Source organism: Mesonia aestuariivivens, from assembly GCF_019311235.1.
GTDB lineage: Bacteria > Bacteroidota > Bacteroidia > Flavobacteriales > Flavobacteriaceae > Mesonia > Mesonia aestuariivivens.
On the sequence record NZ_JAHWDF010000006.1, the window covers coordinates 112,708 to 128,991 of the forward strand.

Annotated in this window: 19 protein-coding genes; 6 read left to right on the forward strand and 13 right to left on the reverse strand. The window is 34.0% G+C overall.

Going from position 1 to position 16,284, the window contains the following annotated elements; all coding sequences use genetic code 11:
* Nucleotides 1-97 precede the first annotated feature (97 nt).
* The 6 genes from KW502_RS07365 to KW502_RS07390 form a co-directional block, all read right to left on the reverse strand.
* The gene (locus KW502_RS07365; protein WP_219039903.1) at nucleotides 98-412 is read right to left on the reverse strand and encodes a hypothetical protein; all 315 of its coding nucleotides are present in this window, start codon (nucleotides 410-412) and stop codon (nucleotides 98-100) included.
* 126 nt (nucleotides 413-538) lie between these two features.
* A complete protein-coding gene (locus KW502_RS07370; protein ID WP_219039904.1) occupies nucleotides 539-1,525 on the reverse strand; it encodes an aspartate-semialdehyde dehydrogenase in 987 nt (328 codons plus the stop codon).
* Nucleotides 1,526-1,762: 237 nt separating this feature from the next.
* Nucleotides 1,763-2,578 carry an endo alpha-1,4 polygalactosaminidase gene (locus KW502_RS07375; RefSeq protein WP_219039905.1) on the reverse strand — a complete coding sequence of 272 codons (816 nt, stop codon included), beginning with the start codon at nucleotides 2,576-2,578 and terminating at the stop codon, nucleotides 1,763-1,765.
* A 178-nt stretch (nucleotides 2,579-2,756) separates the two neighbouring features.
* A complete protein-coding gene (gene mscL / locus KW502_RS07380) occupies nucleotides 2,757-3,191 on the reverse strand; it encodes a large conductance mechanosensitive channel protein MscL (protein ID WP_219039906.1) in 435 nt (144 codons plus the stop codon).
* A gap of 57 nt (nucleotides 3,192-3,248) precedes the next feature.
* Nucleotides 3,249-4,355, reverse strand: coding sequence for an alanine racemase (gene alr / locus KW502_RS07385; protein ID WP_219039907.1), 1,107 nt, complete (start codon nucleotides 4,353-4,355; stop codon nucleotides 3,249-3,251).
* A gap of 2 nt (nucleotides 4,356-4,357) precedes the next feature.
* Nucleotides 4,358-4,993: a thymidine kinase gene (locus KW502_RS07390; RefSeq protein WP_219039908.1), complete on the reverse strand. Its 636-nt coding sequence runs from the start codon at nucleotides 4,991-4,993 to the stop codon at nucleotides 4,358-4,360.
* Nucleotides 4,994-5,094: 101 nt separating this feature from the next.
* Here KW502_RS07390 and KW502_RS07395 point away from each other — a divergent pair, with 101 nt between their 5' ends.
* Nucleotides 5,095-6,180, forward strand: a complete 1,086-nt coding sequence (locus KW502_RS07395; protein WP_219039909.1) for a DUF8457 domain-containing protein — start codon at nucleotides 5,095-5,097, stop codon at nucleotides 6,178-6,180.
* Entirely contained in the window at nucleotides 6,180-6,851 is a 672-nt protein-coding gene (gene rsmI, locus KW502_RS07400) for a 16S rRNA (cytidine(1402)-2'-O)-methyltransferase (RefSeq protein WP_219039910.1), read from the forward strand. Before KW502_RS07395 ends, rsmI begins: the two co-directional genes overlap by 1 nt.
* 61 nt (nucleotides 6,852-6,912) lie before the next feature.
* Here the strand turns inward: rsmI and KW502_RS07405 are convergent, their stop codons facing one another.
* Both KW502_RS07405 and KW502_RS07410 read right to left on the reverse strand, forming a co-directional pair.
* Nucleotides 6,913-7,308 (reverse strand): ankyrin repeat domain-containing protein, encoded by a 396-nt coding sequence (locus KW502_RS07405; RefSeq protein WP_219039911.1) that lies wholly within the window; start codon nucleotides 7,306-7,308, stop codon nucleotides 6,913-6,915.
* Between the two features lie 143 nt (nucleotides 7,309-7,451).
* On the reverse strand, nucleotides 7,452-7,880 hold the full coding sequence (locus KW502_RS07410) for a hypothetical protein (RefSeq protein WP_219039912.1): 429 nt from the start codon (nucleotides 7,878-7,880) through the stop codon (nucleotides 7,452-7,454).
* Between the two features lie 105 nt (nucleotides 7,881-7,985).
* On the opposite strand from KW502_RS07410, the gene KW502_RS07415 reads away from it, so the two are divergent.
* From KW502_RS07415 to KW502_RS07425, 3 genes are all read left to right on the forward strand, one after another.
* On the forward strand, nucleotides 7,986-8,558 hold the full coding sequence (locus tag KW502_RS07415; RefSeq protein WP_219039913.1) for a uracil-DNA glycosylase family protein: 573 nt from the start codon (nucleotides 7,986-7,988) through the stop codon (nucleotides 8,556-8,558).
* A gap of 41 nt (nucleotides 8,559-8,599) precedes the next feature.
* The gene (gene recJ / locus KW502_RS07420; RefSeq protein WP_219039914.1) at nucleotides 8,600-10,291 is read left to right on the forward strand and encodes a single-stranded-DNA-specific exonuclease RecJ; all 1,692 of its coding nucleotides are present in this window, start codon (nucleotides 8,600-8,602) and stop codon (nucleotides 10,289-10,291) included.
* A 236-nt stretch (nucleotides 10,292-10,527) separates the two neighbouring features.
* Nucleotides 10,528-10,869: a hypothetical protein gene (locus KW502_RS07425; RefSeq protein ID WP_219039915.1), complete on the forward strand. Its 342-nt coding sequence runs from the start codon at nucleotides 10,528-10,530 to the stop codon at nucleotides 10,867-10,869.
* 2 nt (nucleotides 10,870-10,871) lie between these two features.
* On the opposite strand, the gene KW502_RS07430 is transcribed toward KW502_RS07425, so the two are convergent.
* On the reverse strand, nucleotides 10,872-11,630 hold the full coding sequence (locus KW502_RS07430) for a UDP-2,3-diacylglucosamine diphosphatase (protein ID WP_219039916.1): 759 nt from the start codon (nucleotides 11,628-11,630) through the stop codon (nucleotides 10,872-10,874).
* Nucleotides 11,631-11,777: 147 nt separating this feature from the next.
* Entirely contained in the window at nucleotides 11,778-12,227 is a 450-nt protein-coding gene (locus KW502_RS07435; RefSeq protein WP_219039917.1) for a 6-pyruvoyl trahydropterin synthase family protein, read from the reverse strand.
* Between the two features lie 216 nt (nucleotides 12,228-12,443).
* Between KW502_RS07435 and KW502_RS07440 the strand changes: the two genes are divergently transcribed.
* Nucleotides 12,444-13,088: a 2OG-Fe(II) oxygenase gene (locus tag KW502_RS07440; RefSeq protein WP_219039918.1), complete on the forward strand. Its 645-nt coding sequence runs from the start codon at nucleotides 12,444-12,446 to the stop codon at nucleotides 13,086-13,088.
* A gap of 94 nt (nucleotides 13,089-13,182) precedes the next feature.
* On the opposite strand, the gene KW502_RS07445 is transcribed toward KW502_RS07440, so the two are convergent.
* The 3 genes from KW502_RS07445 to KW502_RS07455 form a co-directional block, all read right to left on the reverse strand.
* Nucleotides 13,183-14,646: a magnesium chelatase gene (locus KW502_RS07445; RefSeq protein WP_219039919.1), complete on the reverse strand. Its 1,464-nt coding sequence runs from the start codon at nucleotides 14,644-14,646 to the stop codon at nucleotides 13,183-13,185.
* A 71-nt stretch (nucleotides 14,647-14,717) separates the two neighbouring features.
* Nucleotides 14,718-15,035, reverse strand: a complete 318-nt coding sequence (locus KW502_RS07450; RefSeq protein WP_219039920.1) for a GIY-YIG nuclease family protein — start codon at nucleotides 15,033-15,035, stop codon at nucleotides 14,718-14,720.
* 96 nt (nucleotides 15,036-15,131) lie between these two features.
* Nucleotides 15,132-16,253 (reverse strand): vWA domain-containing protein, encoded by a 1,122-nt coding sequence (locus KW502_RS07455; protein WP_219039921.1) that lies wholly within the window; start codon nucleotides 16,251-16,253, stop codon nucleotides 15,132-15,134.
* Between the last annotated feature and the right edge of the window lie 31 nt (nucleotides 16,254-16,284).

A 16,284-nucleotide genomic window follows, 5' to 3' on the forward strand; every position in this document is an offset into this window, starting at 1 on the left:
ATGCAGTTTGATAGTTAATTGTATTTAAAGCTTTAAAGAGAAATTTACCATAACCGAAAATTGAAGCTAAAGTAAAGCTTATTTTTTCAGTCTAAATTTATGAGGCCTTGTAAAAAGGGGGTGGTTTGTTGAAAATAAGACAGAAAGGAGTTTTTTCTGTCGATATAGATTTGTAATTATTAATTACTAAAGTGGTTTCTTGAACAAGAATTTCTTGAAAATCAAAAATTGTATCTGCAGCAATTAAAGGTGTATTTTGATCTGTACCCGCTAAATGACACCAAACGCAATCTTTAGCATCGTCTTTATCATTAGTATGGGTAATACCATGTAAGCCTGAAACTTTTATAAGTATAAAAGTAACAAGAAACACCCAAGAAAGGATATGTTTTACATGAGTAGATAATCGCATGATGCAAAACTATAAAAGAAAACCTCCCCTAAGTGTTAAAATTCTTAAAACTTAGAGAAGGTAAATTATATTATGTTATCATACAATATTAAAATGAATAGCTTTTATTTAGCTACCCTATTTAAATTATACATTTTGAGTAATTAAATATTCTGCGATTTGCACAGCATTGGTAGCTGCTCCTTTTCTTAAATTATCAGCAACAATCCACATATTAATGGCACGCGGGTGCGAATGATCTTTACGTATTCTACCTACAAACACATCATTTTTTCCTTCAGCGTAAATTGGCATTGGGTAGGTATTTACAGCAGGATTATCTTGTAGAGTAATCCCAGGATAATCTTTTAAAGTTGCTTTCACTTCAGCAATATCAAAATCGTTTTCAAATTCAATATTAACAGATTCGCTATGGCCACCAACAACAGGAATTCTAACTGCAGTTGCTGAAACTAAAACTGCATCATCATCTAAGATTTTCTTAGTTTCGTGCGTTAGCTTCATTTCTTCTTTGGTATAATCATTTTCTAAGAAAACATCACAGTGCGGAATTGCGTTTTTATGAATAGGATAAGGGTAAGCCATTTCTCCTTTTTCACCTTTATATTCATTTTCTAATTGCTGTACTGCTTTCACTCCAGTCCCGGTAATAGATTGATAAGTAGAGACAATAGCTCTTTTTATTTTGAATTTATCGTGAAGCGGTTTTAAAGCCAAAACCAACTGAATTGTAGAGCAGTTAGGGTTTGCAATAATTTTATCTTCTTTAGTTAAGCTGCTAGCATTTATTTCTGGGACTACTAATTTTTTAGTAGGATCCATTCGCCAAGCTGAAGAATTATCAATCACGGTAGTTCCTGCTTCCGCAAATTTTGGCGCCCATTCTAACGAAGTATTTCCACCGGCAGAAAACAATGCGATCTCAGGTTTTCGTTGTACTGCGGTTTCTAAGCTTACGACTTTAAATTTCTTTCCGTTGAACTCAATTTCTTTTCCTACAGATTTTTCTGAGGCTACAGGAATTAATTCGGTTAAAGGAAAATTTCTTTCTGCTAAGACTTTTAGCATCACTTGGCCAACCATTCCGGTGGCTCCAACAACAGCTACTTTCATTTGTACTGAGATCTAAAATTTATATTTTTTAAAGTCTTTCTGACTAACTACAAAGATATTATTCGGTTTTAAAATAGTTGCTTAAAAAACATAAAAAGACCATAGCTATATTCAGTTTTAACTACCACGGTAAAACAACTTTTTTTGATTTAATTATTAGGGTAATCGCTAAAAATCACTAAAGAGCAGAGCTTTTTTTAGATAAGCGGAATCATAAAAGTGAGTTTTTTTTTTAGTTTACTCATTAAAATGAACATATTTTTGCAAAGCGGCATCTTCACATATAAATGATAGGTTATCATTATATATTCCTTTATATTCTGCATAGACTTGTTGGCAATGAGTTTCATTATAATGATTAATAATAACTAATTTGCCATGATCTAAGAAGTTTTGAGCCCCAGATTGATCCCACCAGTTTTTTTCATTTTTATACGATTCATACAAAACACCATCAAAATTATTAGCATTTTCGACCGTATTTTTTGCCATACATTTCATTCCTTTTTGATGAACGTAATTACACAGTTCTTGATAATAAGCTTCTGTAACTTCAAAGCCGTAAGTAGCTCTTAAATCATCATCATAAAACCAATCCATATTGTCAAATTCGACCCAATCGCAACCCCAATTGGCAATTTTATCTATGCGTAATTTCATAATATCTACAATGCCTGAAGTGGTTGAATTCACAAAATATTCATCTGGCCATTCGCCCCAAGAAGTATTTACCAAGTAAGGCTGCAAAGCAGAAAAATCTTCTCGATAATTTTCTCCAGTACCAATACTTATATAGGCACCAATTTCGTTTCCGTTGGCTTTAAGGGCAGAAATGGAAGCTGCTACATTTTCTTGAAATGGATCTATTAAAACATAAGCGTTATGTGCCTCTACTATAATATCTTCGATTTTATCTTTTTCGAAGTTTTCTTGATAGGCTTGATTATAAATAGCAATAGCCTTATTTTTTGTTGGAATTACTTGTGTATGTTCAGCGCTATCGCATGAGCATAATACAATGCTTGTAAGCAAAAAAAACATTAATTTATTCATATTTTTAATTTAACTTATTATACTAAAGTGACTTTTTTTGACTCTTATTTCGGGAAGTAATATTAGGCAAAAAAATATTGAAGAACCTAGTATTAATAGATTGAAAACTAAAAAAGACTCCGCCTTTCGAGCGGAGTTTAGATTTAAAAATGAATAGTGTAGCGGTTACTACGTATGTTTATGAGGCTGTATTTTGTCGCTTTAATTCGTCTCTAATTTCTGCCAATAACTCTTCTTGGGTAGGCCCTTTAGGCGCAGCAACAGGTTTAGGATCTTCTTTTTGCTTCGTTTTCTCGTAAGCTTTTAAAAATAAAAATATAAATAAACCTACAATAATAAAGTTAATGAAGGCTTGAATAAGATTACCATAAGTAATAACAGCAGCTTTAGCTTCACGAGCAACTTCTAAAGACTCATAAGTGTTACCATCTAAAGCAATAAATTTTTTAGTAAAATCTATTCCACCAGTTAGTAAACCAATAATGGGTGTAATGACATCTTTTACTACAGAGTCTACAATTGTTTTAAAAGCAGCACCAATAACAACGGCTGTCGCAAGAGCAACAATGTCACCCTTCATTAAGAATTTTTTAAAATCAGAAAAAAAGCTCATAATTTTTTTAATAGTTGATTAATATTCTACTATATTAATCAAAAAATAGATTTATTTCTAATTTATTATTTTTCGTTTAACACGCTGAGAAATCGATGTAATAAGTTCGTAAGAAATGGTACCAGCATTATGCGCAAATTCTTCAGCGCTTTTTTCTTTTCCGAAGAGAATAACTTCATCTCCTTCTTCGCAATCAATTTCGCTAATATCTATCATTAACATATCCATACAAACATTCCCAATAATTGATGCTAGTTGTCCATTAATTAAAACTTTAGTTTTTTGTTTGCCATAAATACGATTGATACCATCTGCATGACCGAGTGGAAGCGTTGCTGTTTTTGTGTCTTTTTCAGCTTTAAAACCTCGGTTATAACCTACACTTTCACCTTTTTTTATATGATGAATTTGAGAAATGATCGTTTTTAAAGTGGCAACGGGTTGAAGTTTTTGATCTTCTTCTGCAGAATTTCCGAAACCGTAAAGCCCAATACCAGTTCTTACCATATCGTAATGCGCTTCTGGGTAATTTAAAATTCCTGAAGTGTTACATAGATGGCGAATAGGTTTGTAATCAAGTTTTGGTAAAATTTGATCTAAAGCGCTTTTGTAGTTTTCAATTTGATATTTTGTAAAATCACGTTCGGCTTTATCTTCACTAGCGGCTAAATGAGAGAAAATACCTTCTATTTTTACGCTTTCTGTTTGTGCTATTCTATCAGTAATCCAATTCGCTTCTTCAGGATCAAAACCTAAGCGATTTAATCCCGTATTTATTTTTAAATGAATAGGATATTTTTTAAGCTGAAGTTTTTCTGCGGTTTTTATAAAAGCACCAAGTGTATATTTACTATAAATGTTAGGGAACAAATTATGTTCGATGACTTCTTCAAAATTAGTAGATTGTGGGTGCAATACTAAAATAGGCTTCTCGATGCCTCCTTTTCTTAAACTAACACCTTCTTGAGTGTAAGCGACTGCAAAATAATTAATCCCTAATTTTTCTAAACGTTTGGCAATTGCTACGGCATCACTTCCGTAAGCAAAGGCTTTTACCACGCCTAACATTTTGGTAGTTGGAGCTATTTGAGAACGTAAATATTTGTAATTGTGTTCTAAGGCAGATAAATTAATCTCAAGAACTGTTTCTGAAGTTTGTGACATAGTTATTCTTTGTTGTTGGTAATTTCTTCAATCCCATCAACTTGTATTTTTTTTACTTTTTCATTCAACATAGCTTTGTAATAAGCAGCTCGACTCAATGGTTCATACTCTTCGGTTTCTCCAAGTAAAACAAGATCTTTACTTGCCGATTTTCTGAAACTATATTGCGCTAAATTACCAGTTCTTGTACAAACCGCGTGAACCTTGGTTACATACTCTGCGGTAGCCATTAAGTTTGGCATGGGCCCAAAGGGGTTGCCCTTAAAATCCATATCTAAACCAGCTACAATAACCCGAATCCCTTTATTGGCTAAATCGTTACAAACACTTACAATTTCTTCATCAAAAAACTGAGCCTCGTCAATACCAACCACATCACAATCGTCAGCTAGTATTCTAATGTTTGCAGCGGCAGGAACGGGAGAAGACCTGATTTCATTCTCATCGTGGGAAACTACCATTTCTTCATCGTAGCGTTTATCTAACGCAGGTTTAAAAATTTCAACTTTTTGTTTGGCAAATTGGGCTCGTTTTAATCGGCGAATCAGCTCTTCGGTTTTTCCAGAGAACATACTTCCACAAATTACTTCAATCCATCCAAATTGCTCTTCGTGATTTACGGTATTTTCAAGAAACATTTTGTAATTTTCAGCATTAAAAACAGAAATATCCTGTTTACATTTAAGCAAGGTAAATTTACTAAAAATACATCCGCATAAAAAAAGTTAATCATAAAGTTATGAAGAAGTCCCTACATGCCGAATTAATTAGCATAGCGCATAGAATATTACAGCTGAAAAATAAAGAAGATATTCATGAGCTTAAAGCGATTACCGCTGTGTTATTTGAGAAACTAACAGTGTTGTCTTTCGCAGAAAAACATTTTGATGGGGCACAATCAAGCATTGGTTTACAAAATGTAAAAGATAAAATAGCAGAAACTCAAGAAGAAAAAAATAAGGTTGTTGAAGAAAGCCTTTCTTCGGAAGAAGTCATCTCACCAAACGGATTAGAACACAATACTGAAGGAATTATCGAGTTGAATACCGATATTCTAAAAAGTATCTTGGCAGAAATGCCTATGGATAAAATACAAGCCATTAAAGATAGTGCACGTCCAGATGGTTTGCAATATAACAAAGAAACCATTACAGAACCTCATACCGAAATGATTAAAGATATGGTGGCACAAATGCTTCCAGAAGCAGATGAACTCGATGAGGTGATGAAAGAAATTAATCCAACACCAGAAGAAAAACCAGTTGAAAATAATAAGTCTGAACAAAATTTTGGTGTTCATTATGACGATTTACCGCAATTTGAACCAGTACAAAAAAAAGATTCTTCTAAGCCAACGCCAGATGAAGAGCGATTAGCAGCTAAAAAAGAAATAGAAGAAAAACTTAAACAAGCTTCAGAAAAAAATACAAGTCAACCCCAAGCTGAGGCAAAACCAGAAGATCTTCCGCAGGAAAAAGAAGCGTTAGGCTTTCAAAATTTATTTGATAGCTATGAAACCCCAGCATTTGAACCTAAAGAAAATTCTACCAAAAAGAATTTTGGTGGTGAACGAAAATCATTAAATGACCGACTTAAAAAAGGCATCAATATTGGTCTAAACGATAGGTTGGCTTACATCAAACATCTTTTTGATGGAAATGCAACAGATTATAATCGTGTACTTTCTCAATTAAATACTATTGGAAATTTTGAAGAAGCACAGCAGTTTATTCAGCAACAAATTAAACCCGATTATAACAATTGGGAAAATAAAGAAGTTTACGAAGCTCGCTTTTTACAAGCCATCGAAAATAAATACGACTAATGGCTAAACTTTTTTTAGTTCCCACACCTATCGGTAATTTAGAAGATATGACTTTTAGAGCGGTAAAAGTTTTAAAAGAAGTAGACTTTATTCTTGCTGAAGATACTCGCAATAGCGGAAAGTTGCTCAAGCATTTTGAAGTGAACACGCCCATGCATAGTCACCATATGCATAACGAGCATAAAACAGTCGATTTAATTTTGAAGCGCATACAAAACGGAGAGACCGCAGCTTTGATAAGCGATGCAGGAACGCCGGCCATTTCTGACCCTGGTTTTTTATTGACCAGAGCTTGTGTAGAAAATAAGATTGAAGTCGATTGCTTACCGGGCGCGACTGCTTTTGTCCCAGCTTTGGTAAATAGCGGTTTACCCAACGATAAATTTATATTTGAGGGTTTTTTACCGCCAAAAAAAGGAAGACAAACACGATTAAAAATTTTAGCAGAAGAAACTCGAACCATGATTTTTTATGAGTCTCCTCATAAACTGCTAAAAACTCTCGGTCATTTTGTAGAATATTTTGGTGCTGAACGTAAAGTTTCAGTATCACGAGAAATCACCAAACTTCATGAAGAAACTGTTCGCGGAAGTGTTACTGAAGTTTTACAACATTACGAACAAAAAGCTCCTAAAGGAGAAATTGTGGTCATTGTAGAGGGTAGAAACTAAAAGAAAAAAGTGGTTTGCCTTATAAAAGGTAAACCACTTTTTAAATTTTATAGTAGAAAATTTATTTTTCTACAGAATTTAGGAAAGCTAGCGTTTCTGTAGCTTTAGAAAGTTCAGCAAATTTCTTTGCCGTATATTTTTCTCCGTCAGACTTTGTAGATAAATCTGCTCCGTGGGCTATCAAAAGTCTTAAAATATCAACTTTGTTGTAACGTGCCGCATACATGGCAGGAGTTTTTCCTAGAGATTTTTCGTTCACATCTTCTCCAAACTCAATTAATTGTTTTACCATTTCTAAGTTGCCTTTCATAATAGCTTTACAAAAAGAACTAAGGTCTGCACTTTGTTCCCAACTAACTTCAGAAGTAGTTTTTTCAGGATTAACTTCATAAGTGTTGTTTGCGAATGTAACACAGCTGATGAACGCTAAGGCTACGGTGATGATTGTTTTTTTCATGATGAATGATTTTTGATTAATGAATTAGTTTTAAGCAACTTGCTCTATTATAATAGACTATTGTAACTTAAATTTGTTACATAAAATCATTCAAAATTTTTAAAAACTATCAAGAAAAGATAGTGAGGACTGTTTTTTGAATTTTAAGAATTAAGTTTTTTAGAATTGTAGTTGGCCATTTGTTGTATTAAATCTTTAAATTCTTCAATCGCATTTTCACTATAGTTTTCTAACTCAATTTGAGATTCACGCTCTTGGATAAGTTGAATAATTAAATTGTTTTCTTCTTTTTTAACTCCTTTAATTTCTTCAACTTTTAATCGTTTGGTTGGAGTAGAATTCAGTTTATATTTTATAAAAACAGCATCGTAAACTACTTGGTCTTTCTTAACCTGACTCGTAATTAATACATATAGAACTAGAATGTTTGCAAGAACGATGAGGTAAAAGTAAGAGAACTCTTCCGTCCAATAATAAGCAATAAACCCAATCACGAGTAATAAAATACCTACTAAGAGTATAATAAGGTTTTGTAATGTATTTCTATATTTTATATCGAGCTCTTGCTTCATATTTAAATAATTTATCTCACGAAATTACATAAAAGCAACTATTACCAGCGTACTCTGCTATATAATTTCAAGAAAATTCCTTATCTTAATAATTAAATTTATTTTTTGAAAAAATTACTAAAAGAAGTTAGAGATTGCACTTTTTGTGAACCACATTTACCTTTAGGAGCTCGTCCTATTATTAGCGGAAACGAAAGATCAAAAATTATATTAATAAGTCAGGCACCAGGTAGAGTGGTGCACGAATCTGGCATTGCGTGGAATGACCAGAGCGGAAAAAAATTAAGAGAATGGTTAGATGTCGATTCTACAACCTTTTATAATGAAGATAATTTTGCGGTTTTCCCTATGGGTTTTTGTTATCCAGGTAAAGCAAAAACAGGTGATTTACCACCCCGAAAAGAATGTGCTCCATTATGGCACAAAACCGTCATCGAAAAATTTAAAAATGCAAAGTTGTTTGTTTTGATAGGGGCTTATGCAAATAAGTATTATCTTTCTAAAGATAAAAAACTAACCGAAGTCGTTAGCGAATATCAAGATTACCTACCTACTTATTTTCCGTTGCCGCATCCTTCTCCTGTAAATCGTTTTTGGCGAATGAAGAACCCGTGGTTTGAAGAAGAAGTGGTGCCTCAATTACGAGAAAAAGTAAAAGAGATTTTAAACGAAGATTAAGTTATCTCTTTAAAAACCCCATTATATTTGTAGAAAAAACCATGCGCTGGACTTTAAAACCATTACCAAATCAAGAAAAAGTAGCACAACTTCAGCAAGCTTTAGGTGTAGAAAAAGCTATTGCTACCTTGTTAGTTCAGCGAGGTATAGAAACTTTTGAAGCCGCTAAAAAGTTTTTTCGTCCCAGTTTAGAAGACTTGCATGATCCATTTCTGATGAAAGATATGGAGAAAGCCGTAGTAAGAATTGAAGAAGCTTTAGCAGAAGGAGAAAATATAATGGTTTATGGCGATTATGATGTAGACGGAACCACGAGTGTGGCATTAATGAGCTCATACCTAAAAACAAGAACACCACAAATTGCCACCTATATTCCAGATCGCTATGCAGAAGGTTATGGCGTTTCTTACCAAGGAATTGACTTTGCCGCCGATAATGATATTTCATTAATTATCGCTTTAGACTGCGGAATTAAAGCCGTTGAAAAAGTAGCTTACGCTAAAGAAAAAGGAGTAGATTTTGTGATTTGCGATCATCACCGTCCAGGAGCAAAAATTCCAGATGCCATTGCTGTTTTAGATCCAAAACAGGAAGATTGCAATTATCCTTATAAAGAGCTCTGTGGCTGCGGAGTTGGTTTTAAATTAATACAAGCTTTAGAAGAAAAACAAGGCAATACCATAAAAACATTATTACCGTATTTAGATTTAGTCGCTACGGCCATAGGTGCAGATATTGTTCCTATTACAGGTGAAAATCGAGTACTGGCTTATCACGGTTTGCACATTATTAACACCTTACCTCGCATTGGTTTTAAAGCTATTTTAAATCAAGTTAAAAAAGAAACGCTTACCATTACCGATGTGGTTTTTATCATCGCTCCAAGAATCAACGCTGCGGGAAGAATGAAACACGGTCTACACGCCGTGCAATTATTAGTTGAAGAAGATGAAAAGTTGGCTGAAAAATATGCAGGAGAAATAGAAAATTACAATGCAGAACGTAAAGATGCCGATAGAACCATTACCGAAGAAGCACTACAACTCATAGAAGAATTAAAAGAGCAAGAACGCTTCACGACCGTCGTTTATGGCGAACATTGGCATAAAGGCGTAATTGGGATTGTGGCTTCTAGACTTACCGAAACCTATTACCGACCAACCTTAGTATTTACCAAAAGCGGAGATAAACTAGCAGCATCAGCAAGATCTGTAAAAGGTTTTGATGTTTACAACGCACTCGAAGCCTGTCAAGATCATATCGAGCAGTTTGGCGGACATAAATATGCAGCCGGATTAACCTTGCTTGAAGAACAATATGAAGGATTTAAAAATAAATTTGAAGAAGTAGTAAGTCAAAGTATCGATAAACAGTTGTTAACGCCAGAAATTAATGTCGATCTTGAACTTAATTTAAACGAAATCTCTCCCAAGTTTTATAGAATTTTAAAACAATTTGCTCCTTACGGTCCCGGAAATATGAGTCCTATTTTTTTAACAAAAAACCTAACCGATACAGGCTACGGAAAAGCAGTAGGGCAAACTCAAGCACATTTAAAATGTAGCGTACAGCAATTGCCAAAACCACATGTTATAGGCGGTATAGGCTTTAACTTAGGCGATAAATTCCCTTTAATTCAGCATAAAAAACCTTTCGATGCTGTTTATTCTATCGATGAAAACGAATGGAATGGTAATGTTTCTCTTCAACTAAAACTAAGAGATATTAGGTAATTAATATGGGCAATCCCTTCGCTAAAAAAAGCTCAGGTCGGGCTATTCACTTCAATCTTTTTTATTTGTCAATATTTCTCGACTAAGCTAGTCTTGAGCGGAGTCGAAAGCCTCGAAGCGACAAATGAAAAAGGATTTCCGTTGCTATCCCTATTGCAAATGAACAAAGAAAGAAAGCTTGTTTTTGTTTAGAATTAATCTAAATAATTAATATCTTTGAATAACAGATTTTAATTATGGGAGAAGACATAAGTATTTTATTTAAAAATGAATTCGGAATTTCATTTCATTGGAAAGGTAAAAAAGGGAAAATTCAAGTCATTTTTAGAGAAACAGGGTTTCTTTTAACTTTAGAAGAAATTAAAAGTTTTCAAAAAAAAGTTCTAAATGTAGAAGCTCAACAATGCTGTGAAAACTGTCATCAGTCTAGAAATTGTAAGAGTTTACTACTAAAAACGCCTTCAGAAAAAATTGATTTGGCGGTGAGTCTAGACGAATTAGACTTTATTAACGAGCTGTTGGGTGCTACCATTTTTAAGTTAGAGCTTCAGCAATATTTAGAACTTTGTGCTAATTAAAATTAATTTTTAAACTTTTTTACCTCAAAATTTTCACCATCAAAAACTCCATAGGTATAATAATTTATCCAATCGCCTAAATTAAAATAGGTAGAGTTTTCACCAACTTTAATATTCATGGGTAAATGCCGGTGTCCAAAAATAAAGAAATCGTAATGCGTGGTTTCTAATTTTCGTTTGGCATATTGCGCTAACCATTCGTTTTCTTCGCCTAAAAATTTAGCATCATCATCACCAGAAATTAGTTTGTTTTTTACCGAAAGGTGTTGTGCTAAAGCCACACCAATATCTGGATGCAACCAACGGTAAAGCCATTTTGAAAACGGATTGGTAAACACTTTTTTCATGCGTTTATAACCTTTGTCACCAGGACCTAAACCATCGCCGTGACCTATTAAAAATTTCTTTTTATTAAAAGTGAATTCTTGTGGTTTATGATAAACTGGGATATTCAGCTCTTTTTCAAAATAATCATCCATCCAAAGATCGTGATTACCAACAAAAAAATAAATGGGAATGCCACTGTCTCTAATTTCTGCTAATTTCCCTAAAACACGAACAAAACCTTTTGGGACAACGTGTTTGTATTCAAACCAAAAATCGAACAAATCTCCCAGCAAGAATATAGCCGCAGCATCTTGTTTTACTTCTTCTAACCAAGCTATAAACTTTAGTTCTCGAGGTTTGCTGAGTTCTGGCGTTGGCGCTCCTAAGTGATTATCGCTAGAGAAGTAAACTTTTTTTCCGATGGGAAGTTGCATAAGATGAATTATAAAATCAAATATACTTATTTCTATAAAAATGGTTTTGCGTTAGGGATTGAAGGGCGTGTTTAAGCTCTTTTATTTTTTACCCGAATAAAAAAATAAAAAGCGAGTAATGAAAGCCCGACCCGATAGGGAAACGCCCTAATTATCACTAGCAAACCACTCGGCAAAACTGGTCTCGGTTTCTTGAAGTTTTAAAGAAAATAGTTGAATGTTTTTTGGTAATCTATTTTTAATTTTTTCAGCAAAATCAATCACCATCATTTCTGATGTAGGTTGGTAATCTACTAAAATGACATTGTGATCACGCTTTTTTAATTCGTTGGCTAACTCTAAATGTGGTGTGTTTTTATTAAAAACGGTAGCATGATCGTACTTGTCTACGATTTCTTCTTTCACAATTTTTTTGAGGTCGCCAAAATCGATGACCATTCCAAACTTTACGTTTTGGTTGTCGTCGATAGGTTCACCGATAACGGTTACGCTAAGTTTATAACTGTGACCGTGTACATTTTTACATTTGCCGTCATAGCCGTAAAGCGCGTGACCGGTTTCAAAATTAAATTGCTTGGTAATTCGAATATTGCTCATCGGTTTCTAAATTTATTGATTAAAACCACTACGACTAATACGATTGCTAGCAAGAGAAACAACCCGTTACCGCTTAAAAATTGTAAAATATCCACTTCAATTGAGTTTTAAAATAGGCTGCAAAGTTAAGGAATAAAAGTTTCTAAGGCGGGAATGAATTATTTTGTATTTCGCTTCCAATAAGAATCTATATTTGCAAGGCTTTTAACTATTGAAATGAACAAAATTTTTGATCAGCTAGAGTTTGTAGAAAACCCATTATACGAAAGTATTATTGATGATTTATTGCAGCGAAAATATAGTGTTATCGATAATTTTTTTACTGCGGAAGAGGTAGAAGTATTGCGAAATGCGTTGCTGATGAAATATGAAGAAGATCAGTTTAAAAAATCAGCAATAGGTAATAAAACCAACGAATTAATTGAAAAAGAAGTTCGTGGCGATTTTATTTTATGGTTGAATGAAGCAGATGCTGGCAAAGCCGAAGAGGTGTTTTTTAATCGTTTAAATAATTTAATCGATTATTTGAACCGTACTTGTTTTATGGGAATTTTACATAAAGAATTCCACTATGCAGTTTACCCAGAAGGTACCTTCTATAAGCGCCACTTAGACACCTTTCAAAATGATGGACGCAGAAAATTATCTATAGTTTGTTATTTAAATGATGATACTTGGCTAGAGGAAAATGGAGGTGAGTTAACAATTTATGTAAATGAAAATGCCAATGAGCAGGCTGTAGATTTATATCCGCTTCCTGGTAGAATGGTGATTTTTGAGAGTCAAGAATTGGAACACGAAGTGCAACGCGTACAACACTCCAAACGATTGAGCATTACTGGTTGGCTAAAAACCAGATAGTATAAAGCCTGAAGTAGTTTTCTTCAGGCTTTTATATTTAATTTCAAGAGAAGCTGAATTTAATTTAAGTTCTCGTATATCTAGATTAAACTCCTTATAAATTGTTGATATAGTTTCCATATAAATCTTGAAACTGTATTCCTTTTGAGAATCGATGCTTGCTTAATTTATTATAGGAGGTTAATCCCCACAATATAAATTCAGTTAAGAAATAACGATCTTTTTCGGGGATTTCTGGTTGATATTTATTGATTAGCTCTTGAATAGGTTGAATGTCTTTTAACGCTTTTTGATATTCGCTTTCACTTAAATCGTCAGGTAATTCTATTCCGCTAGATTCAAAAAACCAATGTGTAATTTCATCATAGGGGTTTTCGGCATCTTGTTTTTCGAGCTTTTCAATTTTTGGAAATAATTCTGGGAAAATGGTTTTTATTGAATTTTCAATGAGGTGTTGGGCAACAAAAGCAGCACCTTCTTGTTCACCCTCGTAAACCAACTCCACCTTTCCCGTGATAGACGGAATTACGCCCATAAAATCACCCAAGCGAAGGGTCGTTTCTTTATCTCCATTTTTTAGCGCACGACGTTCTGCGGTGCTTAATAAATTTTGAAAAGCGGTGATGCTCATTCGAGCACTAATTCCGCTTTTTTCGTCTACATATTCGCTTTCTCGCGCTTCAAAACTAATTTGCTCTAAAATTTCGCGCGCTAAATCGGGAACTTTTACGTGTTCTTTTTGGTTGCTTTCTAAATTGGCTTCTTGCTCGGTAATGGTTTTGGCAATTTCTACTGTTTTAGGGTAGTGGGTTAGAATTTGAGAACCAATTCTATCTTTTAGCGGAGTAACAATACTACCACGGTTGGTGTAGTCTTCAGGATTTGCCGTAAATATAAACTGAAGGTCTAGCGCCATTCTTAGTTTAAAACCTCGAATCTGAATATCACCTTCTTGTAAGATATTAAAAAGCGCCACTTGTATTCTCGCCTGTAAATCTGGTAACTCGTTAATTACGAATATACAACGGTTGGCTCGCGGAATCATCCCAAAGTGAATCACACGATCATCGGCATAACTCAGTTTTAAATTTGCGGCTTTAATAGGATCTACGTCACCAATTAGATCGGCTACCGTAACATCTGGTGTTGCTAATTTTTCTGAAAAACGCTCGTCGCGATGCAACCAAGAAATAGGAGTTTTTTCTCCTTTTTCTTTTAAGGTTTCTTGCGCATATCTTGAAATAGGGTTGAAAGGATCGTCGTTAATTTCTGAGCCTTCCACTATGGGAATATATTCATCTAAAAGCTTCACCATTAAACGTGCTAAGCGCGTTTTTGCTTGTCCGCGTAAACCGAGTAAATTGATGTTATGTTTAGAAAGAATAGCACGTTCTAGTTCTGGAATTACGGTATCTTCATAACCGTGAACGCCTTCAAAAACCGTTTGGTTATTTTTTATTTTTTCAATCAGATTTTGACGTAACTCTTCTTTAATGCTTTTACTCTCGTAGCCTGCTTTTTTGAGTTCGCCAAAAGTTTTTATTTTAGTTAAATTCATAGTATTTTTTATTTTCATTTTTTTCGTTGCACAAGGTGACAATTTTTGTCAGGTCGAGCGGAGTCGAGACCTTAATCTTTTGTGTTATATTTTGAGTGAGTTTTAATTTTGCATTCAGATAAGACTTTTAACGTATCAAAATCACCTTTAACTAAAGCCTTCTTTTTATGTGCACTCCATTTTTTAATTTTCGTTTCAAAATATATAGCTTGCTGTATATCATTAAAATCTTGTTGAAAAACTAATTCTAAAGGTCTTCGTTTAAATGTGAAACAGTCGGGGTTTAAACCTTTGCTATGTTCTTCTAACCTTCTAGTGATATTGTTTGTAACTCCTATATAAAATAAAACGTCAGAGCATTCAAGTATGTAAACATAATAGGTTTTCATAAACAATGATTTATTTTAAAAAAAACTCTCGACTACGCTCGAGGTGACAGCCGTCGTATAAAAATTAGAATATTTTAAAAGCCTAATTTTTAGTATTTACCTTATCTTCTTCTTTCTATTCGATTCGTAATCTTTAAAAATCATTTCACCTAAACCACCCAAACCAGTGTAATATGCTTTTCCTTGATTAGACTCTGTAAATTTATCTACAAATTGCTGTAAATAAGGATCTGAGGTAATCATAAATGTGGTAATGGGGATATTTAATTTTCTTGCTTGAGCCGCCATATTATAGCATTTGCTGGTAATGTACGGATCGAGTCCCATCGAGTTTTTATAATAAGTCCCATCGGGCATTCTCAGGCAACTGGGCTTACCATCGGTAATCATAAAAATTTGCTTGTTGGCATTTCTTTTTCGACGTAAAATATCCATCGCTAATTGCATTCCTGCAACAGTATTGGTATGAAATGGACCTACCTGTAAATAAGGTAAATCTTTAATTTGGATGGGCCAAGCATCATTTCCAAACACAATAATATCGAGCGTATCTTTTGGATAGCGCGTTAAAATTAATTCTGAAAGCGCCATGGCTACTCTTTTGGCGGGTGTAATTCTATCTTCACCATACAGAATCATACTGTGGCTAATATCAATCATTAACACCGTGCTCATTTGAGATTTAAACTGACTGTCTTCTACCACCAAATCGTTTTCTGACAAGCTGAAATCGCCCATACCATGATTGATTTGAGCGTTTTTTAAACTTTCAGTCATCGATATTCGTTCTAAACCATCGCCATATTGATAGTTTCTAAATTCACCTGTATTCTCATCGCTGCTACCGCTATGTTTAGTTTTGTGGTTTCCTGAATTCCCTTTACGCATTTTTCCGAAAATTTGGTTAAGCGCGCGCTGTCTAATCGCTTTTTCGGTTTTCGAAGTAATTTCCATTTCGCCTTTGCCATCAGGTTTTACACGTTCTTGAATGTAGCCTTTTGCTTTCAGGTCTTCAATAAAATCGTCTATGGTGTAATCTGGCGTAGTAAGTTCGTATTCTTTGTCTAACTGGCGTAGCCAATCTATAGCTTCATCAAAATCTCCCGAAGTATAAGTGATTAGCTCTTTAAAAATTTCAAAAAGCTTATCAAAAGGAGTTTGATGGGGTGCTTCGTAGGTTTTAAAAATAAATCCGTTGCTAACTTCTTTTCTCTTCATAACTTAAAATTACAACATTTTTAAAGTAATT